Source organism: Yoonia sp. (assembly GCF_030731595.1).
Taxonomy (GTDB): domain Bacteria; phylum Pseudomonadota; class Alphaproteobacteria; order Rhodobacterales; family Rhodobacteraceae; genus Yoonia.
In genome coordinates, this window is sequence record NZ_JANQTS010000016.1 from 1 (window position 1) to 25,219 (window position 25,219).

General features: G+C 57.7%; 24 protein-coding genes. 7 read left to right on the forward strand and 17 right to left on the reverse strand.

Annotated features, from left to right (window positions below):
* Nucleotides 1–131: 131 nt before the first annotated feature.
* From NWQ23_RS01665 to NWQ23_RS01715, 11 genes are all read right to left on the reverse strand, one after another.
* Nucleotides 132–800: a hypothetical protein gene (locus NWQ23_RS01665; RefSeq protein WP_306164497.1), complete on the reverse strand. Its 669-nt coding sequence runs from the start codon at nucleotides 798–800 to the stop codon at nucleotides 132–134.
* Entirely contained in the window at nucleotides 797–2,227 is a 1,431-nt protein-coding gene (locus tag NWQ23_RS01670) for a PucC family protein (protein ID WP_306164498.1), read from the reverse strand. The genes NWQ23_RS01665 and NWQ23_RS01670 overlap by 4 nt, the downstream gene beginning before the upstream one ends.
* 93 nt (nucleotides 2,228–2,320) lie before the next feature.
* Entirely contained in the window at nucleotides 2,321–2,677 is a 357-nt protein-coding gene (locus NWQ23_RS01675; RefSeq protein WP_306164499.1) for a light-harvesting protein, read from the reverse strand.
* A gap of 12 nt (nucleotides 2,678–2,689) precedes the next feature.
* The gene (pufB, locus tag NWQ23_RS01680; protein ID WP_306164500.1) at nucleotides 2,690–2,842 is read right to left on the reverse strand and encodes a light-harvesting antenna LH1, beta subunit; all 153 of its coding nucleotides are present in this window, start codon (nucleotides 2,840–2,842) and stop codon (nucleotides 2,690–2,692) included.
* Nucleotides 2,843–3,200: 358 nt separating this feature from the next.
* Nucleotides 3,201–4,820, reverse strand: coding sequence for a dihydroxyacetone kinase subunit DhaK (locus NWQ23_RS01685; protein ID WP_306164501.1), 1,620 nt, complete (start codon nucleotides 4,818–4,820; stop codon nucleotides 3,201–3,203).
* 12 nt (nucleotides 4,821–4,832) lie between these two features.
* Entirely contained in the window at nucleotides 4,833–5,828 is a 996-nt protein-coding gene (locus NWQ23_RS01690; RefSeq protein WP_306164502.1) for an ABC transporter ATP-binding protein, read from the reverse strand.
* Entirely contained in the window at nucleotides 5,821–6,918 is a 1,098-nt protein-coding gene (locus tag NWQ23_RS01695; RefSeq protein ID WP_306164503.1) for an ABC transporter ATP-binding protein, read from the reverse strand. The genes NWQ23_RS01690 and NWQ23_RS01695 overlap by 8 nt, the downstream gene beginning before the upstream one ends.
* Nucleotides 6,919–6,922: 4 nt before the next feature.
* Entirely contained in the window at nucleotides 6,923–7,108 is a 186-nt protein-coding gene (locus NWQ23_RS01700) for a hypothetical protein (protein ID WP_372340098.1), read from the reverse strand.
* Nucleotides 7,108–8,046, reverse strand: a complete 939-nt coding sequence (locus NWQ23_RS01705; RefSeq protein ID WP_306164505.1) for a carbohydrate ABC transporter permease — start codon at nucleotides 8,044–8,046, stop codon at nucleotides 7,108–7,110. Before NWQ23_RS01705 ends, NWQ23_RS01700 begins: the two co-directional genes overlap by 1 nt.
* Nucleotides 8,043–8,990: a carbohydrate ABC transporter permease gene (locus NWQ23_RS01710; RefSeq protein ID WP_306164506.1), complete on the reverse strand. Its 948-nt coding sequence runs from the start codon at nucleotides 8,988–8,990 to the stop codon at nucleotides 8,043–8,045. The genes NWQ23_RS01705 and NWQ23_RS01710 overlap by 4 nt, the downstream gene beginning before the upstream one ends.
* Before the next feature lie 132 nt (nucleotides 8,991–9,122).
* Nucleotides 9,123–10,445, reverse strand: a complete 1,323-nt coding sequence (locus NWQ23_RS01715) for an ABC transporter substrate-binding protein (protein WP_306164507.1) — start codon at nucleotides 10,443–10,445, stop codon at nucleotides 9,123–9,125.
* 223 nt (nucleotides 10,446–10,668) lie between these two features.
* Here NWQ23_RS01715 and NWQ23_RS01720 point away from each other — a divergent pair, with 223 nt between their 5' ends.
* Nucleotides 10,669–11,691, forward strand: a complete 1,023-nt coding sequence (locus tag NWQ23_RS01720; protein ID WP_306164508.1) for a LacI family DNA-binding transcriptional regulator — start codon at nucleotides 10,669–10,671, stop codon at nucleotides 11,689–11,691.
* Between the two features lie 133 nt (nucleotides 11,692–11,824).
* Here NWQ23_RS01720 and NWQ23_RS01725 read toward each other — a convergent pair whose 3' ends face one another.
* Nucleotides 11,825–12,538: a GntR family transcriptional regulator gene (locus NWQ23_RS01725; protein WP_306164509.1), complete on the reverse strand. Its 714-nt coding sequence runs from the start codon at nucleotides 12,536–12,538 to the stop codon at nucleotides 11,825–11,827.
* A gap of 296 nt (nucleotides 12,539–12,834) precedes the next feature.
* On the opposite strand from NWQ23_RS01725, the gene NWQ23_RS01730 reads away from it, so the two are divergent.
* The 6 genes from NWQ23_RS01730 to NWQ23_RS01755 all read left to right on the forward strand — a co-directional run bounded on the left by NWQ23_RS01730 (nucleotide 12,835) and on the right by NWQ23_RS01755 (nucleotide 19,054).
* On the forward strand, nucleotides 12,835–14,487 hold the full coding sequence (locus tag NWQ23_RS01730) for an ABC transporter substrate-binding protein (protein ID WP_306164510.1): 1,653 nt from the start codon (nucleotides 12,835–12,837) through the stop codon (nucleotides 14,485–14,487).
* Nucleotides 14,488–14,551: 64 nt separating this feature from the next.
* Nucleotides 14,552–15,505 carry an ABC transporter permease gene (locus tag NWQ23_RS01735; RefSeq protein ID WP_306164511.1) on the forward strand — a complete coding sequence of 318 codons (954 nt, stop codon included), beginning with the start codon at nucleotides 14,552–14,554 and terminating at the stop codon, nucleotides 15,503–15,505.
* A 3-nt stretch (nucleotides 15,506–15,508) separates the two neighbouring features.
* Nucleotides 15,509–16,396 carry an ABC transporter permease gene (locus tag NWQ23_RS01740; RefSeq protein ID WP_306164512.1) on the forward strand — a complete coding sequence of 296 codons (888 nt, stop codon included), beginning with the start codon at nucleotides 15,509–15,511 and terminating at the stop codon, nucleotides 16,394–16,396.
* Entirely contained in the window at nucleotides 16,393–17,367 is a 975-nt protein-coding gene (locus NWQ23_RS01745) for an ABC transporter ATP-binding protein (protein ID WP_306164513.1), read from the forward strand. Before NWQ23_RS01740 ends, NWQ23_RS01745 begins: the two co-directional genes overlap by 4 nt.
* On the forward strand, nucleotides 17,364–18,383 hold the full coding sequence (locus tag NWQ23_RS01750; RefSeq protein WP_306164514.1) for an ABC transporter ATP-binding protein: 1,020 nt from the start codon (nucleotides 17,364–17,366) through the stop codon (nucleotides 18,381–18,383). The genes NWQ23_RS01745 and NWQ23_RS01750 overlap by 4 nt, the downstream gene beginning before the upstream one ends.
* A complete protein-coding gene (locus NWQ23_RS01755; RefSeq protein WP_306164515.1) occupies nucleotides 18,383–19,054 on the forward strand; it encodes an aspartate/glutamate racemase family protein in 672 nt (223 codons plus the stop codon). Before NWQ23_RS01750 ends, NWQ23_RS01755 begins: the two co-directional genes overlap by 1 nt.
* 84 nt (nucleotides 19,055–19,138) lie before the next feature.
* Here NWQ23_RS01755 and NWQ23_RS01760 read toward each other — a convergent pair whose 3' ends face one another.
* The 5 genes from NWQ23_RS01760 to NWQ23_RS01780 all read right to left on the reverse strand — a co-directional run bounded on the left by NWQ23_RS01760 (nucleotide 19,139) and on the right by NWQ23_RS01780 (nucleotide 24,936).
* Complete coding sequence (locus tag NWQ23_RS01760) at nucleotides 19,139–19,795, reverse strand: HAD family phosphatase (RefSeq protein ID WP_306164516.1); 657 nt, start codon at nucleotides 19,793–19,795, stop codon at nucleotides 19,139–19,141.
* Nucleotides 19,796–19,926: 131 nt separating this feature from the next.
* Complete coding sequence (locus NWQ23_RS01765) at nucleotides 19,927–20,706, reverse strand: inositol monophosphatase family protein (protein WP_306164517.1); 780 nt, start codon at nucleotides 20,704–20,706, stop codon at nucleotides 19,927–19,929.
* A gap of 8 nt (nucleotides 20,707–20,714) precedes the next feature.
* Nucleotides 20,715–21,728: an ABC transporter ATP-binding protein gene (locus tag NWQ23_RS01770; protein WP_306164518.1), complete on the reverse strand. Its 1,014-nt coding sequence runs from the start codon at nucleotides 21,726–21,728 to the stop codon at nucleotides 20,715–20,717.
* 7 nt (nucleotides 21,729–21,735) lie between these two features.
* A complete protein-coding gene (locus tag NWQ23_RS01775) occupies nucleotides 21,736–23,910 on the reverse strand; it encodes an iron ABC transporter permease (protein ID WP_306164519.1) in 2,175 nt (724 codons plus the stop codon).
* A gap of 9 nt (nucleotides 23,911–23,919) precedes the next feature.
* The gene (locus NWQ23_RS01780) at nucleotides 23,920–24,936 is read right to left on the reverse strand and encodes an ABC transporter substrate-binding protein (protein ID WP_306164520.1); all 1,017 of its coding nucleotides are present in this window, start codon (nucleotides 24,934–24,936) and stop codon (nucleotides 23,920–23,922) included.
* Nucleotides 24,937–25,219: the final 283 nt, after the last annotated feature.

The window sequence follows — 25,219 nt, forward strand, 5'->3', positions numbered from 1 at the left end:
GTGCAAAGACCATCCCGAGGACGTTCCCGCGGGTAGACTTCGGGCTTCAAGACGGCAGTATCAAAGCTGTCAGGCTCTGACTGCCGCCTTTGCACTGCCAAAGTCGCAACGCATTGGTCCTGCCCGGACCACTATTGCAGTGGACGCAGTCCGAAGAGACGCGAGAAGACAAGCCCACCGCCCGGGATGACCGACTTGCGCCGCGGAGCAGTTGAAACCAGCGGCATCGGCCAAAACATCTGCGACATATGGCGGCCACCGTGAATAGCGGACTTCGAGCCTGACTTGCTCTTGAGCAAGGGCATGGGCCAGAACATCCGCGACGCTCTTTTGCCTGACGACATCGCAGACCGTTTGGTCCGGTGCTGCTTGAGAAGCGGCAAACCGAAAGCCGCTGAAACGTGACCGCGCGGTGCAAACCCGGGCAGCGACAGCATATGCGGGTGATCTTTCATCACGCTTGGCGCTCTGTCCGGCTTAAAGGGCACCGAGAAATCATCCATCACCTTGCCAGTGTCGATCGTTTCACGCTTGCTCAGGACGTCGCGCGCAATCCGCGCAGCGCCGAGTGGCTTGTAAGTCGCACGCACAACCAAAACGGCATGACCTGCCGCAAGAGCCGCACCGTAAGGGCCCATCGCTGTTTCATGGACTTCAGCGCGGGCCATGCGCGCGTCGGCGTTTTCGCTGCCAGCAATCACCTTGATGTCCCGTCGTGGGATACCTTTGAAGTAAAGACGATCAGCTGCGCTTTGTGCCGCAGACTGGTCGGAAAAAAGGCGCGTAAGTATTGTTGTCATGATGCCTCCACTTGCTTTGTGTTCGGGTTGTTAACGTCAATTCTCTTAGAAACGCGGCGTGCCATAGGCCAGATCACTACAATCGCGGCCAAAAGACTTAGCACTTCGATCATGAAGACTGTATTATAGGGCGTTTCCATAGCGCTTCCAGTAGCTCCTTGCAGCCCAACGACGATGTCACGGACAATACCCGCAAGAGCCACCCCGATACCGGCAGCGGTCGCTTGCGCGGCGCCCCATGCGCCCAAGGCGAGACCGACCCGCTCTCTGGGCGCCGAACGCATTGTTGCCGTGAGCGTTGCGTGGCCGAACAGACCAGCCCCGAGCCCAACGAGAAAAGTTCCCAACAAGAAACTTGATATACCCCCACCCATGGAGGCAAAGATGATTGCGGCAAAGCCAGGTATGCCGATAGACGTCCCTGCCATCGCCAGATTTGCCGGTAAAGTTTCACCACTCAGCAAGCGAGAGGCGATCCCGAAGCCGATCAATGTGCCTGTTGCGAAAAGCGCTGTCAGCTTGGTGGTATCTGCGATCGACATGCCCAAAGCCTGCCCCCCATAGGGTTCAAGCAGGACGTCGGCCATGCCAAAGCCAAAGGTCCCCAGGCAAATCACGACCAAAAGCCGGATCATCCCTTCAGTCTGCGCCAATTGGTTCCAGGCTTCCTTGAATTCCAACGGGCGCGCCACCTTCATTTCCTGAGCCCGCACGCGGTTTCGCGCCTCTTGTTTCCACATGGCAAGCAGGTTCAGCGCCACGGTCACAACGGCACTACCCTGAATGACCTGCACAAGTCGTCCGGGCGTATAGTTTTCCAAAAGCATTCCGTAAATCAGGGCGCTGGCAACCATGCCCAACAAAAGCATGACATACATCAGGCCAACAACCTTGGGCTGGTCAGACTCTTCAACAAGGTCGGTCGCCAAAGCCAGCCCAACCGTTTGCACGATATGCACACCCGCGCCGACCAGAAGAAATGACAGCGCAGCCGCGCTTAGACCAACCCAGCGGGGGGCATCATGGGCTTCGCCATATCCAGAGAGCACCAAAAGAGCGAAGGGCATAATCGCAAAGCCACCAAACTGGCAAAGCGTCCCCTTCCAAATATAGGGAATGCGCCGCAACCCAAGCGCCGAGACATGCACATCCGATTTGTAACCTATAAAGGCCCTGAACGGTGCAAAGACGAGGGGTATCGCAAGCATGACCGCAACAAGCGTCGCAGGAACATTCAATTCCACGATCATCACACGGTTCAGGGTCCCGACCAGCATGACCAGCGCCATGCCAACCGTCACCTGAAAAAGCGAAAGGCGAAGCAGGCGTGACAAAGGCACATCCACGGAAGCTACATCAGCAAATGGGAGATACTTTGGCGCCATAGCCGCCAATTTCCGCGTGGCAAAGCCGCGATAATCAATCATCTGGTCCGTCCTGTCACAAGCCGCATAAAAAGTCGCGAGGCAGCATCAAGAAGCCGGTCATGGGCCCGCGAACAGGTGCCGCGGGCCCAAAGACTATTGCGTTACAAGCGGCGAGCTGTCCTCGAAGCTTTGTGACGCGAAAGTCTCAGGCATACGCAAGATGCCCGTTGCACTCGTCCCATCCGGCAGGATGATCGTCACAACGTTTCCTTCGCCGCTCGGCATGACATAAGCTGCCTGAGCTGCCTCCAGATTAGACTCATCCAGCACTGCTGCAGCGGCCATCTGATCGCCGGTTCCCATCGGCACGCCCTGGAGGAAATCCTTTACCCAAGATGTGTTTTTGACAACCTGCATATGGACCGCGAACGATCCCAAAGCCACGGCACCCAGGAAGAGCGGAACGCCAACTGTCGGTGAAACGACAAGCCACATTTTTGCATTATTCATGGTTTGCCCTCCCTACCCTAGCCAAGGTGTCGCGACTGCGACAAGAATGTGAGCAAGCAGGGCAATTGCACCAAAGACGCGCGTACCATCGATGAGGTAACTATGCACCTCCTCGGCCTCCTCGAGTGTCAGGCCAGTAGGCCATACCTTTCCATCGTCCGCCATGTGTGTCCTCCTATTTAGAACATTAAACAAGCTTTTCACGGTTCGTCGAATTGCAGGTGACGACTCAAAAGAGCTTGCCTCCCACTGCGACAGGTTGTCACATTAAGTTGACACAGTCAATGTAAATACAGGTTGACACTTTTTCGCAACCTTGACTCATGGCCAATCAATTTTTGAAGCGTCAGTAGCGCTCTATTCTCGCTCTGATTGCAGCCGGCACCTGCCTGCGTGAGAAAGCCAAACGGGATCGCCAAGGAGGCCGAAGCAAATTGCCCCCTTTGTTTTCGTACCCGAGCCCTGGGGCAGGCATGAGCCCCAGGACACCGGTACCGGATTTAAGACGCGCGCTTTTGCTTGGTCACGACGCCAGATGTTCAAACAAGCGCGCCACGGCCTCTGCACCGGGATCGACATGCCCCATTAGCTGTTCTGCGTTAATGTATGTCGCGCGTCCCGCCTTGGCGGTTGTCAGGGTGGCGGTGTAGTTTGCCCCTTCACGGGCTGCTTTGGCCGATTGCTCCAGCCCGACGGCAAGAGCGTCCAAAGCGGGCAGCAAAGCATCAACCATTGTGCGGTCTCCGGGGTTTGCTCCACCAATCTGCCGCATCCGTTCCAAACCTGTCTGCAAGGCCTCGCGCATCGGCAAGCCGGAAGAGGACGCATCACCAGCGGCAGCAAAGAAGATCGCCAGAAGGACCCCTGACGACCCACCCATCGTTTGGCTGAGTTCCAATCCGATGGCCCGGTAAAGCTGGGTGTGATCCGCCAGTGGCAGAGTATCCATCGCATCAATCAAGGCGCGCGCAGCCCCGGCCAGTGTCGACCCTGTATCACCGTCACCCGACTTGGCGTCCAAAGCGTTGAGGTCATTCTCGGCTTCAATCAAAACCTTGCAGCAATCTGTGAGGAAGGCTTTGGTGGGGGCATGCGCCGAGGCAGGCGCGCGGATCGGCGACAAGCCGTCTGGCAACGGCAAGACCTTGGTTGCTGTAATCTGCTTGCAATCTGGCCAACCCGGACAGCTGACTGGTTGCGCCAGCAGCGCAGCGTCTCCATCAGCCAGCGCCATCACCGAAACCGAAAACCCGTGCATATCAAGTGCGGTCATCATTGCCGCAGGCCCTACGATCAGCCGGATTCGGCTACCTATCTCTGATAGCAAAAGCTCATGGGTCAGGATCGACATTTCCAGTACCGACGCACCGCCAAGGTTGTTGATCAGCACCACATGGGGCGCATCCGGCATCGTCACCGCAAGCTTTTCGGTGACCTTGGCCATCGCATCTTTTGCGCCAACGGACACGACCTGCTCTACGCCTGCCTCGCCGTGGATACCAAGGCCAAGTTCGGCCATCCCATGCGGAATGCGGTCTTCCTTAAGCGAGCCGGGGACTGTGCAGGTATCCAGCGACATGCCGATGCTGCGGCTGCCCTTGATGATCCGTTCGGCTGCCAAGGCACAGGCCTCGAGGCTTGCGCCATTCTCGGCCATCGCACCTGCGATCTTGTGCACGAACAAAGTGCCCGCCAGCCCGCGCGCCTGCGGCAAGTCGGGCAAGGCCACATCGTCATCGACGATCACCATGCTGACCTTATGCCCAAAGGCCCGCGCCCGTTCCGCGGCAAGACCAAAGTTCAATCGGTCACCCGTATAGTTCTTGACAATCAGCAAGCAGCCCGCGGGGCCAGTCACCGCCAGAATACCCGCCAGAACCGCGTCCACCGAAGGCGAGGCGAAGACATCGCCGCAGACTGCCGCCGTCAGCATCCCTGCCCCTACGAAACCCGCATGCGAAGGCTCATGACCCGATCCGCCGCCCGAGACCAAAGCCACTTTTGACTTGTCCCAATCGGCGCGCACAACAACGCGAATATGCGGATACCCGTCAAGGCGCGTCAAAGCACCACCCGAGGCGGCAATCGTTCCGTCGATGGCTTCGGTCACCATGTCTTCTTTGGTGTTGATAAATTGTTTCATGGTCCCTCTCCCTTAGGCCAAACGCGCGCCGGTGGCGTCGAAGTAGAATGGTTTGTGCGGGCGAATTCTAACGATGTCGCCCTCCTTGAGCGTCGTGTGGGCATCTGTCACCGTGATCAGGTCATGTGCCTTGAAAGTCAGATGCAGCCGCGTCTGATCGCCCAGATGTTCGACCCGCTGGACGATACTTTCCTCGCCTTCCCCCTGAACGATCTGTTCGGGCCGCAGGCCAATATGAGTAGCAAGGTCGGGTGCCCCTCCAAAAATATCGGCAGGCAGGACATTGATACGCGGTTGCCCCAAACGACTGGCAGCGTAGACGCTGACGGGGTTTTCATAAATGTCGCGCGGGCTGCCGAACTGCACCAACTTGCCTTTGTCCAAGACGCCCACGTGGGTCGCCATCGTCATCGCCTCGATCTGGTCGTGGGTGACATAAAGCAATGTCGCGCCGGAATCCGCCTGAATGCTCTTGAGCTCGATCCGCAAATCCGAGCGCAGCTTGGCATCCAGTGAACTCAACGGTTCGTCCATGAGATAAACCGACGGATCGCGCACAAGCGCCCGCCCGATGGAAACCCGCTGCATCTCGCCGCCTGACAAAGCGGTCGCTTTGTTGTCAAGCTTGTGGCTGATTTGCAGGACTTCGGCGACCTCGCCGACTTTGCGGTCGATCTCTGCCTGAGGCGTCCGCAAGATTGGCGACTTCAGCGGGAACTCCAGATTTTGGCGCACGGTCAGATGCGGATAAAGAGAGTATTGCTGAAACACCATCGCCACATCCCGTTGCGCAGGCGTCAGCCCTGCGGTGTCGCGCCCGCCAATACTGATACTGCCGGAAGAAGGCTTGTCCAAACCGGAGACCATACGCAACGTCGTGGTCTTGCCTGCTCCGGTGGGGCCAAGCAGCACGACAAAGGACCCGTCCGGGATCGTCATCGAAACGTTCTGCAAAGCGGTCTCTGCGCCAAAGGATTTCGACACACCGCTCAAGACGACCTCAGCCATGGGCCAATACCCCCTGATTGGCTTCGGACCGAAGCGCCTTGCCGCTTTTCGCGTCAAAAAGCGTGATCGTGCGCGGATCAAATCGCAGCCCGGTTGTTGCCCCCACTGTCACAACATCGGAACTGGCCACCCGCGCCTTGAGCACACCGTTGGGCGTGTCCAGCGTGATGATCTGTGTTGTCCCAAGATATTCGACTGCTTTCACTTTGCCGCGGTAGCTGGCGCTGTCGTCCAATTTCACATGCTCCGGGCGCACCCCGAAGGTCAGCGCACCGTTTGCGCCCTCAAGGCTGGATGGGATCGACATGGCTGCATCACCCAGACGGACCTCATTGGCGCCAATGCCGACCATTCCATTGAAATCAAGGAAATTCATCGGTGGCGAGCCGATGAATGCCGCAACAAATTTCGTGGCGGGCCAGTCGTAGATGTCCTGTGGCACGCCGAATTGCTCGACCACACCATGGTTCATCACGACGATCTTGTCGCCCATCTGCATCGCCTCAAGCTGGTCGTGGGTCACATAAACCGTCGTAGCACCCATTCGGTCATGCAGCGCGCGCAGTTCTTCTGACATGCGTTCACGAAATTCGGCATCAAGTGCGCCCAAAGGTTCATCCATCAAAAACGCTTTGGGATTGCGCACGATGGCGCGGCCAAGGGCAACGCGCTGGCGGTCGCCACCCGACAGGCCGCCAACCGGTTTTTTCAGAATGTCGCTAATGCCAAGGATCTCGGCAATTTCGGCCACCTTCGTCCTGACCTGTGCCTTGGGCATGCCCTGCGACAGCAAAGGATAGCTGATGTTCTTGCCGACGTTCATATGCGGATAAAGCGCGAACATCTGAAACACGAAAGCAATATCGCGTTGGCTGGCGGGCTTCATGCCGACCTCTTCGCCGTCGATGTAGATCTTGCCTGACGTGGGCAGTTCCAATCCGGCCATCATGCGCAGCGTCGTCGTCTTGCCACAACCGGATGGACCAAGCAGCATGAAAAACTCACCGTCTTCGATGGTAAAGGTCGAAGACTTCACGGCGTTGAACGACCCAAAGTCCTTGCGCACGTTTTCAATGCGTATCTGTGCCATGCGCTTACTCCGGGAAATGGCTGACGATGATGAACATCACCGTGCCAACAAGGGTAACAATGAACGAATAGGTATAAAGCGTGAGCAAGAAGGGCTGCATCAGCATGACCACGCCAAGAGCGATCAGGATGGATGCCAGCATTTCCCAAGCGCCGCGACGAAACCGCAGCAATCCATTCAAGAACTTCATCATTTTCGGACCGCCCCAAATGTGATCCCGCGCAGCAGATGCTTGCGCAGCAGGATGGTGAAGACCATGACCGGCACCAGAAAGATCGTCGCACCCGCCGCTACTGCGGGCCAGTCTTTCCCGCTGGTGCCGATGATCGTGGGGATGAACGGCGGTGCCGTCTGCGCTGTGCCGGATGTCAGCAAGACGGCAAAGGCATATTCATTCCACGCAAAGATCAGACAGAAGATAGCGGTTGACGCGATCCCTGTGGCGGCCTGTGGCAACACGACTTTGTAGAAAGCCTGAAACCGGGTGTAGCCGTCGATCAGTGCTGCTTCCTCGTATTCGATCGGAATTTCGTCGATGAACCCTTTGAGCAGCCAAACCGAGAGAGACAGGTTTACCGCCGTATAAAGCAGGATCATCCCAAGATGCGTGTCGTTCAGGCCCAGATTGCGAAACATCAGGAAGATCGGGATCGCTACGGCAATCGGTGGCATCATCCGTGTCGACAGGATGAAGAACAGCAGGTCATCCTTGAGCGGGACCTTGAAGCGGCTGAACGCATAGGCGGCCATGGTGCCAAGGATCATGCAAAGTGCGGTTGATCCAAAGCCAATGATCACTGAATTGAGAAACCGCTCGCCATAGCGCGACGGGCCAGAAATGACTGTGCCGCGCGCCCGCACGATCTCTTCGTACCAGGTTTCCGGCGGACCGGCCTCTTCAAGCATTTGTTCGGTGGCACGGGTCCGGTCTGTGAACAGGTTGACGTAGCCTTCAAGCGTCGGCTCGAACACGACGACCGGCGGGTAGGCAATCGAATCCGTAGGCGATTTGAAACCCGTCGCGATAATCCAAAGCAGCGGGATCAACGTAATGATCGCATAACCAACCACCAGAATTCCGGCGATCCACTTGGTGCTTTTGGCGGGCTCTGTGACAGAGAAACTCATCTTTCTTTGACCTTATTCAGGGCTTTGACATAGATGGATGCAAGGCCGAACACGGTGACAAAAAGGATGACAGCATAGGCGGATGAATAGCCGGTGCGCCATTTCTCGAAGGCCTCCCGCTTGAGATCAATCGAGGTAAGGGTGGTCGTATTGCCCGGTCCCCCACCCGTCAGCTGCACCACCAGATCGAACATCTTGAAGTTCTCAATCCCGCGAAACAGGATCGCCAACATCAAGAAAGGCAGCGCCATGGGGATGGTAATTGTCCAGAACTGCCGCCATTTACTCGCGCGGTCGCATTCCGCGGCCTCGTAGATACTATCAGGGATCGACCTCAGACCCGCGAGGCAGATCAACATGACAAAGGGCGTCCACATCCATGTATCGGCAATAATGATCGCCCAAGGGGCCAAATTGACATCGCCAATCATTGAAAAGCTTGCCGGATCGACCCCCGTGAAAAACGCGACCACGTAGTTGAACAGGCCGATTTGCGGCTGATAAAGGAAGGTCCAGAAGTTGCCGACCACGGCAGGCGACAGCATCATCGGAAAGACGATGATGGTCGTCCACATGTCGTTGCCTTTGAATTTTTTGTTGATCAGAAATGCCAACGTAAAGCCGATCAGCACTTGCAAGATGATTGTCCAGATCAGGAAATGCGCCGTCGCCTGCATCGTTTGCCAAATATCCGGGTCAGTCAGAATCCGCTGGTAGTTTTGCAGGCCCACCCATTCAACATCATTGTTCGGCCGGTTCACCCGAAAATTCGTAAAACTGAGCCGGATGGTCCAGATCAGTGGAAAGATGTTCACCGCAAGCAACAGAAAGATCGTGGGGGCCACAAAAATCCAGGCAATCGTACGATCTGAAAGACCGCGAATGCGGCGGGCGACCCCGTTGGGCGTTTTGGCGGCAGCCCTGTCAATTGGGGAAAAGCTCATCTTGTGTTCCTTCAGACGCAGACGCGCTGCGATCCTTGGCGTTCTGTTGGATAAGGGTCCGCTGGTGCGTTCAATGACCCGTCAAAGTGGCAGCGGACACCACGACAAGCGTGGTGTCCACCCACATGGCGATCAGAGCTTGCCTTCGTCCTCGAATACTTCGGTCCAATCCCGAACCAAACCATCAAGTGCCTCTTTCGCTGTGCCTTCACCAGCGACGACGTAGTTGTGTATACGTTCCTGCATCGGGATCAGCAGATCAGCATAGGCGGGCTCGGCCCAAAAATCTTTCACGATCGCCATGCTATCGAGAAAGGTCTGCGCATAAGGCTGGCTGGTTGCAAAGCCCGGGTCTTCGACAACGGCACGCAATGCAGAGTAGCCGCCCAATTCCCACCATTTTGCCTGTACAGAAGGCTGTGCAAACCACTGGATATACTCAAGTGCTGCATCCTGCTTTTCGGAATAGGCGACTACCGAGATGCCCTGTCCGCCCAATTGGGCAAACTGGCCCGCAGGACCTGCGGGGTTCGGGAAGTAGCCCGATCTGCCGCCGCCTACGTTCTCGTCGGCCTCGACACCCGGCCAGATGAAGGCAAAGTTCATCTGCATGGCCACCTGACCGGACCGGTAGGCATCAATGTTTTCACCCATGTACCAATTCGATGAGCCAGGAGGTGTTCCGATGTCATATAGCTCTTTGTAGAACTCCAACCCGGCGATTGCGCCTTCGGAGTTCACAAAACCCTCTAGGTCATAGGGCTGATCGGGGTTTTCGTACAAGAAACCATAGTTATACAGCACGTTCGTCACACCCATCGTGATGCCTTCGGAACCACGCTCGGTATAGATGGCGGCCCCGTAAACGGTCGTGCCGTCGATATCGCGGCCTTGGAAGAACTCTGCAATGTCCTTGAGTTCTTCAAGCGTCGCAGGAACGTCCAGGGCGCGACCGTAGGTCTGCATGAATTCAGCCTGCAACTCGGGGCGTTCAAACCAATCCTTGCGGTATGTCCAACCAACGACGTCACCAAATGCAGGCAAAGCATAGTAGTTCGGCGTGTTCTTTGGCCATTCGGCATAGCCCGTCACCGTCGCTGGGATAAAGTCGGCCATATCAATGCCGTTGGCGTCAAAGAAGTCGTTCAACTTGACGTAGTGGCCGTTCTCTGCACCGCCGCCGATCCATTGGCTGTCACCAATCATCAGGTCGCAGAGCTGCCCACCAGAGTTGAGTTCGTTCAGCATACGGTCCGCAAAGCTGGTCCATGGCACGAATTCGAAATTCATGGTGTGGCCAGATTGGGCTTCAAAGTCTTTGCTCAGTTCGATCAGCGCATTTGCAGGGTCCCAAGCGGCCCAACACAAGGTCAAGTCTTCTGCGACTGCAGCCGTTGACAGACCACCCGCAAGCACGGCGCCCGCTGCGGTCGACATCATAAATCTCGTTTTCATTAGAGGTCTCCTCCCAAGGATTAAAATCAGGCCCAGCCCCCTCGCTGCGCCCTCATCGTGAAATTATTGGTAATGAGGCACGTGCCTCAAAACAAGCTTTTTCTGATGCACGTGCCTCATTTTTCGCTATAAGCGTCACTACGTCCAACGATCAGATTGTGTTGAAGGCCTGCAAAAGACTGATAATGTGAAAGAAATGAACAAAACGATGCTTGCCAATTCAATGATCCGACCAACTACAAAGGATCTGGCCAAGGCGGCCGGCGTCAGCCGTGCGACGGTCGACCGCGTGTTGAATGGGCGGGAGGGTGTGAAGAAAGACACGGTCGATCGCGTCAATCAGGCGATCAAGGAACTGGGATTCGAACGCAATCTGCAGGCCGCCAATCTGGCGAAATCACGGCAATACAGGTTCATTTTCGCCTTGCCCCGCTCGGGCGATCAGTTCCTGGACCAGATTGTACAGCGCATCGCAGAGGCCCAAGCCGTATTCTTTGCCGACCATGTCTGGTGCGAAGTCCAGCACATTGATGAGAACGACCCGCACAGCATTTCAGCCTATCTTTCGGCACTCTCGGAAAAGGACGTGGCAGGCGTGGCCATCATGTCACCGGAAACACCGCAAGTCCGCGACGCGATCAGGCGTTTACAGGAACGTGGCGTGGCTGCTCTGCCCTTTATTTCGAACCAAACGATGATGGATGCGGACTGGGTGGGCATCGACAACAGGGCAGCCGGGGCCACGGCTGCGTTGCTGATGGGGCAATGCGTCGGCGGACGCAAAGGCAGTGTCATGGTGATCTCTGAAAGCATGCAATCGCGTGACAGTCTGGAACGGCGATTGGGCTTTGACGACGAGATTAACGACAGCTTTCCCCATTTGCACGCCCTTCCCTCACTCGAGACCTACGGCAATGAAGACCGGGCACTTTCCATCATCGCGGCCAATCTCAAAGCCAATCCCGATATTGTCGGCATCTATGTGATGGCGTCAGAGGCCCGCAAACCATTGTCCATCCTCCAGTCCCTGAACGTGCCACCGTCGATCATCAAGATCGCACATGAACGCACGCCCTTTACAGAGCAGGCTTTGCGGGACAGAAGACTGGACGGCGTGATCGCCCAAGACCCCGGCCATCTCGTGCGCAGCGCCATTCGCCGGCTGAAAGGCATCGTTGACAGACGCCAGACCCTTGGATCGCAAGAAAACATTCGCATAGAGATCCTGTTGCGCACCAATATCTAGTCGAAACATCTTGGCTGTCGCGCAAAGCTCTGCCCAGTTCCCGAATAATAGGCAAAACCATTCAAAGCTTTATCGGCGGCCTATGAGGTATCTCTTTCATGCGCCTTGATCCGCCAGAGGGTTTTCAGCGGGTTCATTGCCCCAAGATCGCCTTTAGGTTCTTGTTTCGCGCCTCTGGCACTCCAAACTGTAAAGCGGAGTGCATTTCGACAAGATGGCTACGCATCAGTTGTTCCGCCTCGTCAGGATCGTTGCGTTCCAGCGCATCGATAATTGCATTGTGACAGTGCTCGTCGCAGCGCGTGCTTGACCTTGTCCAATACAGGGCAATTATCAGCGACGACCGTGAAACAAGACTTTCAATGAAATTGGCGATGGTCTGCTGATTTGCAATCCGCGCAATTTTGACATGGAAAAGACCCGAGAGCCGCAAAGCGCGGCCAGAGGAATTCTCCTGCATGGCCTCATGTTCGGCTTCGGCATGCAGGCGCAGGTCAGCGATATCCTTTTTTGTGGCCTTCAATGCAGCCTCCCTTGCAGAGCGCGGCTCAAGGAGTTCGCGGGCCTCAAAGACCTCGCGCGCCTCGCGCGGCGACGGATTCGCGACGCTCGCGCCGCGGTTTGGGCGCAAAGTCACCAGATGCGAATGCGAGAGCGCCTGAAGCCCTGCCCGTACAATCGTCCGCGACACGCCGTAAATCTCGGCCAGATCTTTTTCCGCGAGCCGCATGCCAGGCGGCAGGCGCTGCTCAAGGATCGCAACCTCGACACCCACGTAAACGGGGTTGTGCGAGACATCGACCTCAACGCTGTCGGTGAAGTTCGATTTCTGTTGTGTAATGGTCATCTCTTAGTTGCTCGAAAATTGCATACATTTTGCCTCTGACAAGTCTTCGCCGTTCTTGGACCAAATGTCTTGTTTATTCCCGAATCAAAGGCAATGGCTTTCTACTTTTTGCATATTTTTTCAGCATTTCAGATCGTTCGAGAGGAAGTCAGAGGCTTTTGTGAACATCTGTTCTCATAAACGTATACAATTTTTGGACTATCAGTCGACAAAATTTGCCTGACATTCACATACCTTTGCGGGGACCATGCTGGTCAGGAAGGCTTGGCCCATGTTTACCAACAGGAGAATGGAAAATGGCAAAAACAGCTTTGTATCGATCCACTGCGATCGTTCTCATGACTGCGATGCTGGCCGCAGGACCAGCTTGGGCAGAAAAGATTTTGACGATCGGCATGACCGCGGCGGACATCCCGCGCACCTCTGGTCAACCGGATCAGGGGTTTGAGGGCAACCGCTTTACGGGCATCCCGATGTATGATGCCTTGACCCACTGGGATCTGTCGTCGGAGACAGAGGCAAGCGGGATCGTCCCCGGTCTTGCAACATCATGGGCGGTCGATCCGGCAGACACCACAAAGTGGATTTTCACGCTGCGTGAAGGGGTGACCTTCCATGATGGTTCCGCCTTTACCGCTGATGCTGTGGTCTGGAACGTCCAGAAGGTTCTTGACGAAAGCGCGCCGCACTTTGCGCCAGATCAGGTTGGTGCGACCAAGTCACGGATGCCGACTCTGGCCTCTGCGCGCGCGATTGATGATCTGACCGTAGAGTTGACGACAACGCAGCCGGACAGCTTCTTGCCCTTGAACATGACAATGCTGTTCATGGCATCGCCGACCCACTGGCAGACCCTTTACGACGCGGTTGACGCATCAATCACCGATCCCACAGAACGCGCTGCTGCCGCATGGACAGCCTTTGCCGCCGATCCTTCGGGGTCTGGACCGTTTGAAGGCGAGCTTCTTGTCCCGCGCGAGCGCTTCGAGATGGTCAAGAACGAGAATTATTGGGATCCGGCACGCACCCCCACTATCGACAGGGTTGTTCTTGTGCCGCTTCCGGACGCCAACGCGCGGACAGCCGCTTTGCTTTCCGGTCAGGTCGACTGGATCGAGGCCCCCGCGCCGGATGCGATTCCACGTATTCTGAGCGAAGGCAATGTCGTCTATTCCAACCCGCAGCCGCACGTTTGGCCTTGGCAGTTGTCGTTCCATGAAGGATCGCCTTGGCTGGACAAGCGGGTGCGTCATGCCGCGAACCTCTGTGTCAACCGCGAAGAGCTTCAGGTGCTTCTGGGCGGCTACATGGGAATCCCGAAAGGCTCTGTCGAGCCGGGCCATCCTTGGTGGGGCAACCCGTCCTTTGACATCCGCTATGACCCCGATACGGCACGCGCTCTGATGACAGAAGCAGGCTTCTCAGCCGAGAATCCGGTTCAGGTAAAGGTCCAGACCTCTGCTTCAGGCTCTGGTCAGATGCAGCCTGTGACGATGAACGAATACGTACAGCAATCGTTGGCTGACTGTTTCTTCGACGTCGAGCTGGATGTGCTTGAGTGGAACACCGTGTTCACCAACTGGCGCAAAGGTGCGGCGGACGAAAGTGCGCGTGGCGCCCATGCAATCAACGTGTCGTTCGCAACGATGGATCCGTTCTTTGCCATGGTCCGCTTTGTTTCGACCCAGACATTCCCGCCCGTTTCCAACAACTGGGGACTGTTCGGCAATGACGAATTCGATGCTCTGATTGCCGATGCACGGACATCGTTTGACGACGCAGATCGCGACGCCGCCCTTGCCAGACTGCATGCGCGGATCGTCGAAGAGGCACCTTTCGTGTGGATCGCCCATGACGTTGGTCCACGCGCGATGGCATCACGGGTCGGCAATGTAACCCAGCCGAAGAACTGGTTTATCGACATTGCACCGATGACGATCGCAGACTGATCACATCGATCTCAAGAGGCCGCCCTTGTGGGGGCGGTCTCATTCTTCAAGGGGCTTTTCTGTGATGCTAGTCTTTGTCATCCGCCGCATCTTCTACACCATCCCGATCATGCTCGGGGTATCTTTGGTGTGTTTTGCATTGGTCCATATTTCGCCCGGTGATCCGCTGGTGTCGATCCTGCCGCCGGATGCCTCGGTAGAGTTGCAGGAACAGATGATGGCAATCTATGGATTTGACCGCTCTTATCCTGAACAGTTCTTCCGGTGGCTTGGTCTGGCCATGCAGGGTGATCTGGGCAATTCCATCGCAACGGGCCGGCCTGTTGCATCCGAGGTTTTCAATGCGGTCGGCAATACGCTGATCCTTGCGGTAACAGCCACGATCATCGGCTTCACATTGGGCAGCCTGTTTGGCTTCGTTGCGGGTTACTACCGCGATAGCTGGATTGACAAGCTCGCAACCGGAATCGCCGTTGTCGGTGTTTCAGTGCCGCACTATTGGCTCGGGATGGTGATGGTCATCATCTTCTCGGTCGAATTGAGATGGCTGCCCGCGACTGGCGCAGGGCCCGGCGGTTCGAGCCAATGGATGTGGGATTGGGTCCACATGCAATATCTGATCCTGCCGGCCATCACGATGTCGGTGATCCCGATGGGAATTGTCGCGCGCACGGTGCGTGCGCTCGTCGCCGACATTCTGCAGCAGGAGTTTGTAACGGGTCTTCAGGCCAAAGGGCTTTTGGACCGCGGTGTTCTGGCCCATGTCGTGAAAAACGCAGCTCCGACGGCCTTGGCGGTGATGGGCTTGCAGTTGGGCTACTTGTTGGGCGGCTCTATTCTGATCGAGACCGTGTTCTCTTGGCCCGGTACCGGGTTCCTGCTGGGGCAGGCCATCTTTCAACGCGATCTGCCTCTCTTGCAGGGGACCATCCTTGTTCTTGCGATGTTCTTTGTCATTCTGAATCTTCTCGTGGATGTGGCGCAAACGTCGCTTGACCCACGATTGCAACGGGGGTGAGACATGGCTGTAACAGCTGAAAATATTGTCCCGCTTGCGACAGTCGACAAATCCCAAGGCTATTGGCGCGCAGTCTGGAGCAGGTTCCTGCGGGACAAGGTTGCTGTTTGTGCGGGCCTTGTGGCAGCCGGTCTTGTGCTGATGGCGATCTTTGCGCCCTGGATCGCTCCGGCCGATCCTTTGCAGGGAACCATGCTCAAGCGGTTGTCTCCGATTGGCACCGAGGGCTATCCGCTGGGCGCGGATGAATTGGGTCGCGATATGCTGAGCCGGCTGATCTATGGCGCGCGCCTGTCCCTTTTCATGGGGGTCGTGCCTGTCCTGATTGCCTTTGCAATCGGTTCTGCCATCGGGATTGCCGCAGGCTACCTTGGGGGCTGGGTCAACACGATCACCATGCGGACCCTGGACGTCCTTTACGCCTTCCCGTCGGTGCTATTGGCGATTGCCATTTCAGGTGCCTTGGGTGCCGGTATCCTGAACGGCTTGCTATCGCTGACCGTGGTTTTCATTCCGCCGATTGCGCGGGTCGCAGAGAGTGTCACAACCTCTGTGCGCAAACTTGAATACATCGAGGCAGCGCAGGCCAGTGGCGCATCCAGCCTGCGGATCGTGCGCGATCATGTTCTGGGCAATGTGCTCGGGCCGATCTTCGTTTACGCCACCAGTCTGATCTCGGTGTCCATGATCCTTGCGGCGGGTCTGTCGTTTCTCGGGCTTGGCGTCAGCCCACCGAACGCAGAATGGGGTCTGATGCTGAATACCTTGCGCAATGCGATCTACGTGCAGCCTTGGCTGGCAGCACTCCCCGGCGTGATGATCTTCATGACCTCGATTTCGTTCAACATGCTCAGTGACGGGCTGCGCTCTGCCATGGACGTCAAACAATGAATACGCCGATCCTCTCTGCTCATAACCTTGTGAAACACTTCAGCGCAGGCGGTTTTGGTGCCAAACGCAAGGTAGTCCGAGCGGTCGACGATGTGAGCTTTGAGCTGGCGCGCGGAGAAACGCTCGGTGTCGTCGGCGAAAGCGGTTGTGGCAAGTCCACCACGGCCCGTTTGCTGGTGCAATTGCTGACACCCAATAGCGGGAGCGTGCGCTTTGATGGCAAGGTCGTTGGTCCGGAATTGCCACTCAAGGCGTTTCGACGTCAGGTGCAGATGGTGTTTCAGGACAGTTTCGCCTCTCTCAATCCGCGCATGACGATGATCGATTCCATCGCTTTCGGACCGACCGTACACGGCGCATCGGCAGCCGAGGCAAGGCGCAAGGCACAAGACCTTCTGGACCGCGTCGGGCTTGATCCGGCACGCTTTGGCGGGCGCTATGCCCACGAGTTGTCAGGCGGGCAACGCCAGCGGGTCAATATCGCCCGCGCCTTGGCTTTTGACCCGCAGGTCATCGTGCTGGATGAAGCGGTCTCTGCTTTGGACAAGTCGGTTGAGGCACAGGTTCTCAACCTGCTGATGGACCTGCGCCGCGAACGGGGCCTGACCTATGTGTTCATCAGTCATGATCTGAATGTGGTCCGGCACATCTCGGACCGCGTGATGGTGATGTATCTGGGCGAAGTGGCCGAGATCGGCCCCGCAAGCAGCCTCTATACTGCGCCGCGCCATCCCTACACCAAAGCCCTTTTGGCAGCGATGCCCTCTCTTGATCCTGATCGCCGCACACATGAAGCCCCGCTTGCAGGCGATCCGCCAAATCCGATCGACCCCCCATCCGGGTGCCGATTTCATACCCGATGCGCGCAGGCTTTCGGTCCATGTGCGACACAGGTCCCCTCGCAATTCGCCGTCGCCAAAGGCCACTTGGCAGCATGTCACCTGAACCGCTCTGAGGAAACCGTCGCATGACCCCTTCAGCCACCAAAAGCGATCATCCTTTGGTCAGTGTGCGCGACTTGTCGGTGCGCTTTGACGGTACACCGCCGGTTCATGCGGTCAACAATGTGAGTTTTGATCTGGCATCGGGCGAGGTGCTGGGTATCCTCGGCGAAAGCGGTTCGGGCAAAAGCGTGACCCTCAAGACCCTGCTGCGTCTGTTGCCGGAACGCAGAACAACCATCACCGGAGCGGTAGAGGTCGATGGGGAAGATGTGATTGCCCTGCAAGGACGCGCGCTCGCCGATCATCGCGGCGGCGTGGCCTCGATGATCTTTCAAGACCCGTCGCTGGCTTTGGATCCGGTCTATACCATTGGCCAGCAAATCGCGGAAACTGTGATACGTCATGAAGGCGCAACCAGCCGTGTCGCGATGGCACGCGCCCTTGAAATGCTGGAGCTGGTCCGGATTCCTTCGGCCAAGCGCCGGCTTGGGAACTACCCCCATGAAATGTCGGGCGGCATGCGCCAGCGTGCGATGATCGCTCTGGCACTGGCCTGCCGGCCCAAGCTCTTGCTGGCCGACGAGCCGACAACAGCGCTGGATGCCACAGTGCAGATCCAGATCCTGCTCTTGTTGCGCGAATTGCAGCAGGAGATGGGTATGGGGGTCATCTTTGTGACCCATGACATCGGCGTGGCCGTTGAAGTCTCGGATCGTCTTGCGGTGATGTACGCAGGCAGTTTTGTCGAGACCGGATCCGTCGCGGACATTATTCGCGATGCGCGCCATCCCTATTCAAAAGGGCTGCTTGCGGCCAACCTTGTAGGTGCCGTGCCGGGCACACGGTTGGACGCGGTCCCGGGCGCGCCTCCGGCGTTGAATGCGCTGCCCGAAGGCTGTGCCTTCGCCCCGCGCTGTGCCCATGCAGAAGACCTCTGCCTTACAACCCCCGTGCCTGTCTGGTCAGGCGCCGCAGGCCGCTGGGCACGTTGCGTTCATGCCACGCGCGAGGGCGCAACTGCCGTCAACAAGGTAGCCCCATAATGGTTGTTCATCCGCTGAAGATCTTCATCCTCAACCCGAACGCGACCCACAGAATGACCGAAGAAATGGTTACAGCAGCGCAAGCCGCCGTGGGACTTTCGGCACAGGTGCAAGGTTTGACAAACAGCACGGGTCCTGCTTCCATTCAAGGGCCAGACGATGCCGCCGCATGCCTGACAGGGCTTTTTGGTCTTTTCGATCAGGCGCAGGCCCAAGGTGCGGATGCCGTGGTTGTGGGGTGTTTCGATGACACCGGTCTTGGCCAGTTGCGCGCGCGAAACAGCTTGCCGGTGATCGGTCTGGGTGAAGCAGGATGCATTGCGGGAAGTCTCGCCGCGTCGCGGTTTTCAGTCGTCACGACGTTGGAGGTATCGGTGCCCGTGATCGCTGAAAACGTGCGCGCCATGGGTCTATGGGACCGCTGCGCAGGCATCCATGCATCTGGCGTCGCAGTGCTTGATCTTAATGCAGGCCCCGAAAGCATTCACAGGGTGCAAAGGGCCGTCGATCTGACGCTGGCTTCCGATCCGGACCTTAGCATCGTCTTGGGTTGCGGAGGCATGACATGTATTGCGCCGCAGATCATGACCCCTCGCGCGGCGCAAATAATAGACCCCGTCGTCGCGGCCGCGCACATGTGTCTCGCGGCGCATTCCCTGCGGCAGAACTGATCTTGCCCGACCAAAGAGCCAATTGTTTCCCGAACAGAGCGCAATCTCCGACAAGCGGCGACCTGTCAAGAAAAGAGCTTCCCATCACCGTCCGTCCGATACGTGATCGAACAATAGCAAAACGACATCCATGTCAGCGGCAAGGGCCGCCGCAACACCCTGCGGCGAATCTTCAAAGACAAGCACCCGCGTACAGGAAACATCCAGCTTTGCCGCCGCCAACCGAAACATGTCAGGCGCGGGTTTGGGCGGAAGCCCGTCAGAGAATGTCACCAGATGATCAATGCATGACAGCACATCAATTGCACCCAGCGATGCCTCTGCCACCGGTTTTTCGGCGTTCGTGACAACGGCTCTCCCGAAGACCGCATCAAGGCCGCGCAGCAGATCGACCGTCTCGGGAATGGCCGAGACGCAGTGAACCACGGACTGGAACGCCTCGATACTCTGCGTGATTGCGCGCGATACATCAAAATCGCCGCTGATGGTCTGAGCAAATGCGTCGAGTGTTGACTTGCGATCCAGCCCCGTCCGCGCATTATACCACGCCCTGTCCATGCTTGCGCCTTGCGCGTTCACAGCGGCCTGAAGGGCGCGGAAATGCCCTTCGCCACTGTTTACCAATGTGCCATCACAATCAAAAATGATCGCTGCATATCCCCCGGTAGCAATCAGTCCCGGCCAGTCATCCGAACCAACTGTCCGCGTTTCGCCCCTGCGGTAAAATGTGCTTTGCAGCATGCGGCGCTAAACCATGACCCGCGCGGTTGGATCGACCACAAATGGCGCATAACGCATCTTCGGCTTCCCGTGGCGGCTGGTACCGTGTTGATATGCAAGTCCCACGACGACCTTGCGTGCGGACATGATCGTCAAGGTCTGAGGCATATGCCCTCAAGATCATCATAGACGCCCCCAGCCCCGGCCAGCACGATACCGCCATCAGGCCCAGGCGGGAAAGGCAGTGTCCGGCCACCGGCCTCGCGGACCATCAACAGACCTGCCAGACAGTCCCAAGGGTTCATGTGGGGCTCATAGTATCCACCCAGCCGCCCGACCGCGACACTTGCCAGCATGACCGCACCCGACCCGTTGCGGTAAAACATGCCACCAGCAGCGCACAACCGCCCGATCGCGTCGATGAAAGGCGGCAGCGGTGAACGATGGCTGATCCCCATACCTATGTTGCAATTGTTGATCTTCAGCTCAGTCCCCAAGACCACCTGTTTGCCGTTCAGCCACATCCCTGCGCCTTTGCGGGCCGAAAAGACTTCCGCCGCCATCGGTTGTGCGATTACGCCAGCCACGGTCTCGTCATCCTTGACCAAAGCCACAACGACGCACCAATGGGCCAGACCGGCCAGAAACGGTGCTGTGCCGTCGATAGGGTCAAGGACCCAGGTGAAACCTGTTGTACCGCCCTGCCCGCCACCTTCCTCGCCCAGTATTGCATCGTCGGGAAAGGCCGCGCTGATGCGGTCGCGCAGCAAGATCTCGACCTCGCGGTCGGCCTGACTGACCATGTCCTGCGGGTTGACCTTGTCCTCGACAATCAAGGTCTCGCGGGCGTTGAAAAAGCGCAGGGCCAGTTCCGCGCCCTCGGAGGCGATAATCTGGGCAAGGGCAAAACGGGCGTCGATCGGGTCAGACATTTGATATCCTATTTCACGCGGGTCAGGTCGGTTGGACGTATTTCGATCGTGACGGCAGCACCGGCATCAATGGCATCTTCCCAGATCGGGCGCGAGACAAGCATTTCGCCGGCCCCTGTCTGCACCACATATTCGGTGCGGCTGCCAAGGTAGGTGGCGCTGATGACCTTGGCGGAACCATCGCGGCGCAGGCCGATCCGTTCAGGCCGGATCGACACTGTGGCGGCCCCGTCAGGACCGGCAAGTGCAAGCCCAAGGTCGCCTGCATGGAAGGTCCCGTTCTGGACCGTGCCTGCAATCAGGTTCGCGTCCCCGATGAAGTCCGCCACAAAAGGCGTTGCCGGACGGTCGTACAAATCCTGCGGCGTGCCGATCTGTGCGATCTTGCCCGCCTGCATCACGATGATCCGGTCGGACACGGCCAGCGCCTCTTCCTGATCGTGGGTCACATAGACCGCCGTCAGCCCGAACCTGCGCTGCAAATCGCGGATCTCGGCGCGGACCTTGCGCCGTAGTTTGGCATCGACATTCGACAGCGGTTCATCAAACAACAGGACCTCCGGCTGCTGCACAATGGCGCGTGCCACGGCAACCCTTTGCTGCTGCCCGCCCGAAAGTTCGGACGGCAGACGGTCCTGCAAACCCGACAGCCCGACCTGCTCCAGAATTTCGCGCGCCTTGGCCTGTGCCGCCGCCTTGTCGCCGCCCCGGATCACAGGGCCGTAGGACACGTTATCAAGCACATTCATGTGCGGAAACAGGGCATAGGACTGAAACACCATGCCCACATTCCGGTCAGAGGCGGGATCACGACTGACATCGCGTCCGCCGATCAGCACTTGCCCCTCGCTGGGCAGTTCCAATCCCGCAATCAGACGCAGCGAAGTGGTTTTTCCGCAGCCCGACGGGCCGAGAAACGTGACAAGCTCGCCCTTTGCGATGGAAAAGCTGATCCCGTCCACAGCCAAGGCGCTGCCGTAGCGTTTGACCACATTGACGAATTCGATAGCGGTATCCGACATAGTATTCCTATTCTGCGGGGGCCACGGCGGCCCCTTGCAATTCTTTGCGCCGCCCCAGATTGCGACGGCCCACGAGCACCTGAATAAGCACGACGCACAGGATCATGACGATCATGAGCACCGCGGAATAGGCGATGGCCAGCGCGTACTCGCCATTTTCCACCCGCCCCATGATATAGGCCGTGGCCATATTGTGCCGCGCCGAGACCAGAAAGATCACTGCCGAAACGGCAGTCATCGCTGTCACGAACGAATAGACCAAAGCCGTAAAGATCGCAGGTTTGATCAGCGGCAAGACCACATTGCGCAAGGTGGCCAAGCCGCCCGCCCCCATGGTCTGGCTGGCTTCCTCCATCGAGCGGTCTATCTGGCTCAGGGCGGCCATGCCCGCCCGCATCCCCACCGGCATGTTGCGGAACATGAAACAGATCACAAGGATCGCCATTGTGCCGGTGATATCCACAGGCGGTACGTTGAACGCCGCCACATAGGACACACCGACAACCGTACCGGGGATCGCAAAAGACAGCATGGTCCCGAATTCAAAGGCGCGTTTGCCCGCGAAATCCTGTCGCGCCACAAGCCAGGCGGTCAGGATACCGATCACCGTCGTCAGCGGTGCGGCGATGCCCGACACCCACAGCGTGGTAATCATCGAATCCCAAGCAGACCCGTAAAGCCGCAAGCCCTCTGACCCGATCTCGAAGGAGAAGGCGGTGACGATGTGACGGAAAGTGGGTGACAGATCGAGGCGTCCGATATCGGTCACAAAACCGCCGCCGACCACGATCAGATAGACCCCGATGGTAAAGGCAACCCAAGGGATAATCAGCGCAATCGCCGCAATCTTGATGATCTGCGGCACAGGGGCAGCCAAGCCTGCATCGGATTTACCGGTCACGGTCACATAGCTTTTGTTGCCCAGCCAGCGCATCTGCAGCCAGAAGGCCACCAGAGTGAGTGCGAGCAGAATCATCGCGAGGGTTGCTGCATTGCCCAAATCATAGCGCGCGCCCACGACCGCAAAGAAAATCTTGGTGGACAGCACTTCGTACCCGCCGCCCAGCACCAGCGGATTGCCGAAATCGGCAAGGCTTTCGATGAAGGCAAGCAAGAACGCCGCCGCCAAACCGGGGCGCAGCAAAGGCCAAGTGACCTTGCGAAAGGTCTTCATCGGCTTTGCACCCAACGTGCTGGATGCTTCTTCCAGCGTCGGGTTGATCGCTTCCAGCGTCCCCAACAACACAAGGAACGTGACAGGTGCAAAGGCCAGCACCTGTGCCATCAAGATACCGGGCAGCCCATAGACCCAGCGCGTCGGGCGCACATCGAAGATATCCGCGCCCAGTTGGGTAAAGATGCCTGTGCGTCCAAACAGCACGATGATTGCCACGCCAACCACAAAGGGGGGTGTGATGATCGGCAGGATCGAAATCGCGCGCAGAACCTTTTTCAAACGAAAGTTCGTGCGCGCCACCAGCATGGCCAAGGCAAGACCCAGCAGCGTTGAAAACAACGCGGCCAACACCCCAAGCACCACCGTGTTGATCACAACGCCGCAACGGCCCGTCCCTTGAAAACAGTTCAACCGCCAAAGTTCCGTTGCGGTCAAACGCTCGACGAACTGGGCGGCGGCAAAGCCGTCCGGCCCTATGAATGCCGCACTGCCCAGCTTGAGGATCGGGAAAAAGACAAAGAGCGCCAGCAGCGCCACGATGATAACAACAGAACCAGAGGCGAACCTCTCGCCGCGGCAAAACCCGCGTGCGGCGATCAGTTCAGACAGCAGCCCAAGGAACGCCAGGCCCGAAACAAAGCCGCCCCAGCCAAGGCCAGACTGCCCTGCCAAGGCTGCCGGAAAGAGCGTGCCCAGACCCTCCCAGATCGGGCCGTTCAACTGGATCGCAAAGCCTTGCGCGACAAGCGTGACCATACCCGCAATGACCAAAGCCATCGCTGCTGGACCCTTGCGCCAGCCCTGCTGAAACGAGAGGGCTAACAGCGCCATCGCAATCAAGACCCCCGGTAGCAGCCACGTCTTGCCGCCCAAGCCCTGCATCAAAGCAGAGGCCCCGGAGAAGAACCCATCCTGCCGGTACCATGGCAAGACCGCCATGCCCGCAAGCAGCATACCAAGCCAGATCGCTCCGGCTTGGTTCACTTTTCCAGTTACTTTCGACACCCGCTCTGCCTATTGCGGCAAAGACCCGATTTCCGCGTCCCAGCGGGCAAGCAGTCGCGACCGTTCTTCGCTTGATCCGTAAAGGGCGAAATCATAATCGATCAGCTTGATATCAGCCAGTTTCGGCGCTGCATCCGGTGTTGCCGCACTGGCATTGGATGGCACTTGGAAACTATTGGCCGTGGCACCCAGTTCCTGTGCGGCAGGGCTAAGCGCCCAGTCATACCAGATCCGTGCGTTCTCTGGGTTTGGCCCGCCTGCGATCAAGGACATCGACCCGACCTCGTAACCGGTCCCCTCGCATGGGGCGACAGTGACGATCGGCGCGCCCTGCACCGTCTGGGCAACAGCATCATGCATGAACACGATGCCTATCGCGGTTTCGCCAGTGGCCGCCGCACGAATTGGCGCAGAGCCCGACTGGGTGTACTGGCTGATGTTGTTGTGCAGCTGTGCCAAATAGGCAAAGGCTTCGTCTTCGCCCATCAACTGCACCATCGTGGCAAGCAAGGTATAGGCGGTGCCCGACGAATTCGGATTGGCAACCTGCACATCGTCCTCGTAAGCCGGATCAAGCAGGTCAGCCCAGCATGCGGGCGGGTTTTCCGTGACAAGATCAGAGTTATAGCCAAAGCCCAAACCGCCTGCGTAAATCCCGACCGTCCGGTACCCGGATGTCTCTGCCTGACTGACAGCCCAGTCGTTCAATTCGGCCAGCATGGGTGATTGATACTCGGCTGTAAGCCCCTCTTGGGCTGCCTGCAAATGCGGATCGCCTGTGCCGCCCCACCACACATCACCGCGCGGCTGGCCTTCTTCGGCCTTGATCTGGGCGTAGGTTTCGCCAGAAGACTTGCGGGTCATCAAGACAGAGATCCCGGTTTCACGTTCAAAGGCTTCGCCCATGACGCGGCACCATTCTTCGGCGACCGAACAATAAAGCACCAATTCCCCCGATTGCGCCTGTGCGCCGGTTGCGCCAAAGCTTGAAAGCACCACAGCGGCAGCCATCATTTTCGTTTTCATCGTTATTTCCTCCCCAAAAAGATACGCGGGACCTATTGTCCGGGCCCTTGTACAAACACTTGTCTCCCCACGATCTGATGCACCATGTTCCAAAGTCTCCTCCAAGACCCGGCAGCGCTGCAAATCGCGACAAGTCCCAAAACCGTAAATAGCGCTTTCGACTTTGACCAGCCATTTATGCGCGGGCGAGCCCAAGATTTGGGAGCGACTTCGCTTCACAAGGGTCCGTCCGGGGCGGACAGCACCCGGGTCAATGTGAAACGCCCAAAATCACTGATGGGCA

Bases quoted from the DNA above. Each gene is read 5' to 3' on its own strand.
- NWQ23_RS01665 (WP_306164497.1), bottom strand. From the start codon at position 800: ATGACAACAATACTTACGCGCCTTTTTTCCGACCAGTCTGCGGCACAA.
- NWQ23_RS01670 (WP_306164498.1), bottom strand. From the start codon at position 2,227: ATGATTGATTATCGCGGCTTTGCCACGCGGAAATTGGCGGCTATGGCG.
- NWQ23_RS01675 (WP_306164499.1), bottom strand. From the start codon at position 2,677: ATGAATAATGCAAAAATGTGGCTTGTCGTTTCACCGACAGTTGGCGTT.
- pufB (WP_306164500.1), bottom strand. From the start codon at position 2,842: ATGGCGGACGATGGAAAGGTATGGCCTACTGGCCTGACACTCGAGGAG.
- NWQ23_RS01685 (WP_306164501.1), bottom strand. From the start codon at position 4,820: ATGAAACAATTTATCAACACCAAAGAAGACATGGTGACCGAAGCCATC.
- NWQ23_RS01690 (WP_306164502.1), bottom strand. From the start codon at position 5,828: ATGGCTGAGGTCGTCTTGAGCGGTGTGTCGAAATCCTTTGGCGCAGAG.
- NWQ23_RS01695 (WP_306164503.1), bottom strand. From the start codon at position 6,918: ATGGCACAGATACGCATTGAAAACGTGCGCAAGGACTTTGGGTCGTTC.
- NWQ23_RS01700 (WP_372340098.1), bottom strand. From the start codon at position 7,108: ATGAAGTTCTTGAATGGATTGCTGCGGTTTCGTCGCGGCGCTTGGGAA.
- NWQ23_RS01705 (WP_306164505.1), bottom strand. From the start codon at position 8,046: ATGAGTTTCTCTGTCACAGAGCCCGCCAAAAGCACCAAGTGGATCGCC.
- NWQ23_RS01710 (WP_306164506.1), bottom strand. From the start codon at position 8,990: ATGAGCTTTTCCCCAATTGACAGGGCTGCCGCCAAAACGCCCAACGGG.
- NWQ23_RS01715 (WP_306164507.1), bottom strand. From the start codon at position 10,445: ATGAAAACGAGATTTATGATGTCGACCGCAGCGGGCGCCGTGCTTGCG.
- NWQ23_RS01720 (WP_306164508.1), top strand. From the start codon at position 10,669: ATGATCCGACCAACTACAAAGGATCTGGCCAAGGCGGCCGGCGTCAGC.
- NWQ23_RS01725 (WP_306164509.1), bottom strand. From the start codon at position 12,538: ATGACCATTACACAACAGAAATCGAACTTCACCGACAGCGTTGAGGTC.
- NWQ23_RS01730 (WP_306164510.1), top strand. From the start codon at position 12,835: ATGGCAAAAACAGCTTTGTATCGATCCACTGCGATCGTTCTCATGACT.
- NWQ23_RS01735 (WP_306164511.1), top strand. From the start codon at position 14,552: ATGCTAGTCTTTGTCATCCGCCGCATCTTCTACACCATCCCGATCATG.
- NWQ23_RS01740 (WP_306164512.1), top strand. From the start codon at position 15,509: ATGGCTGTAACAGCTGAAAATATTGTCCCGCTTGCGACAGTCGACAAA.
- NWQ23_RS01745 (WP_306164513.1), top strand. From the start codon at position 16,393: ATGAATACGCCGATCCTCTCTGCTCATAACCTTGTGAAACACTTCAGC.
- NWQ23_RS01750 (WP_306164514.1), top strand. From the start codon at position 17,364: ATGACCCCTTCAGCCACCAAAAGCGATCATCCTTTGGTCAGTGTGCGC.
- NWQ23_RS01755 (WP_306164515.1), top strand. From the start codon at position 18,383: ATGGTTGTTCATCCGCTGAAGATCTTCATCCTCAACCCGAACGCGACC.
- NWQ23_RS01760 (WP_306164516.1), bottom strand. From the start codon at position 19,795: ATGCTGCAAAGCACATTTTACCGCAGGGGCGAAACGCGGACAGTTGGT.
- NWQ23_RS01765 (WP_306164517.1), bottom strand. From the start codon at position 20,706: ATGTCTGACCCGATCGACGCCCGTTTTGCCCTTGCCCAGATTATCGCC.
- NWQ23_RS01770 (WP_306164518.1), bottom strand. From the start codon at position 21,728: ATGTCGGATACCGCTATCGAATTCGTCAATGTGGTCAAACGCTACGGC.
- NWQ23_RS01780 (WP_306164520.1), bottom strand. From the start codon at position 24,936: ATGAAAACGAAAATGATGGCTGCCGCTGTGGTGCTTTCAAGCTTTGGC.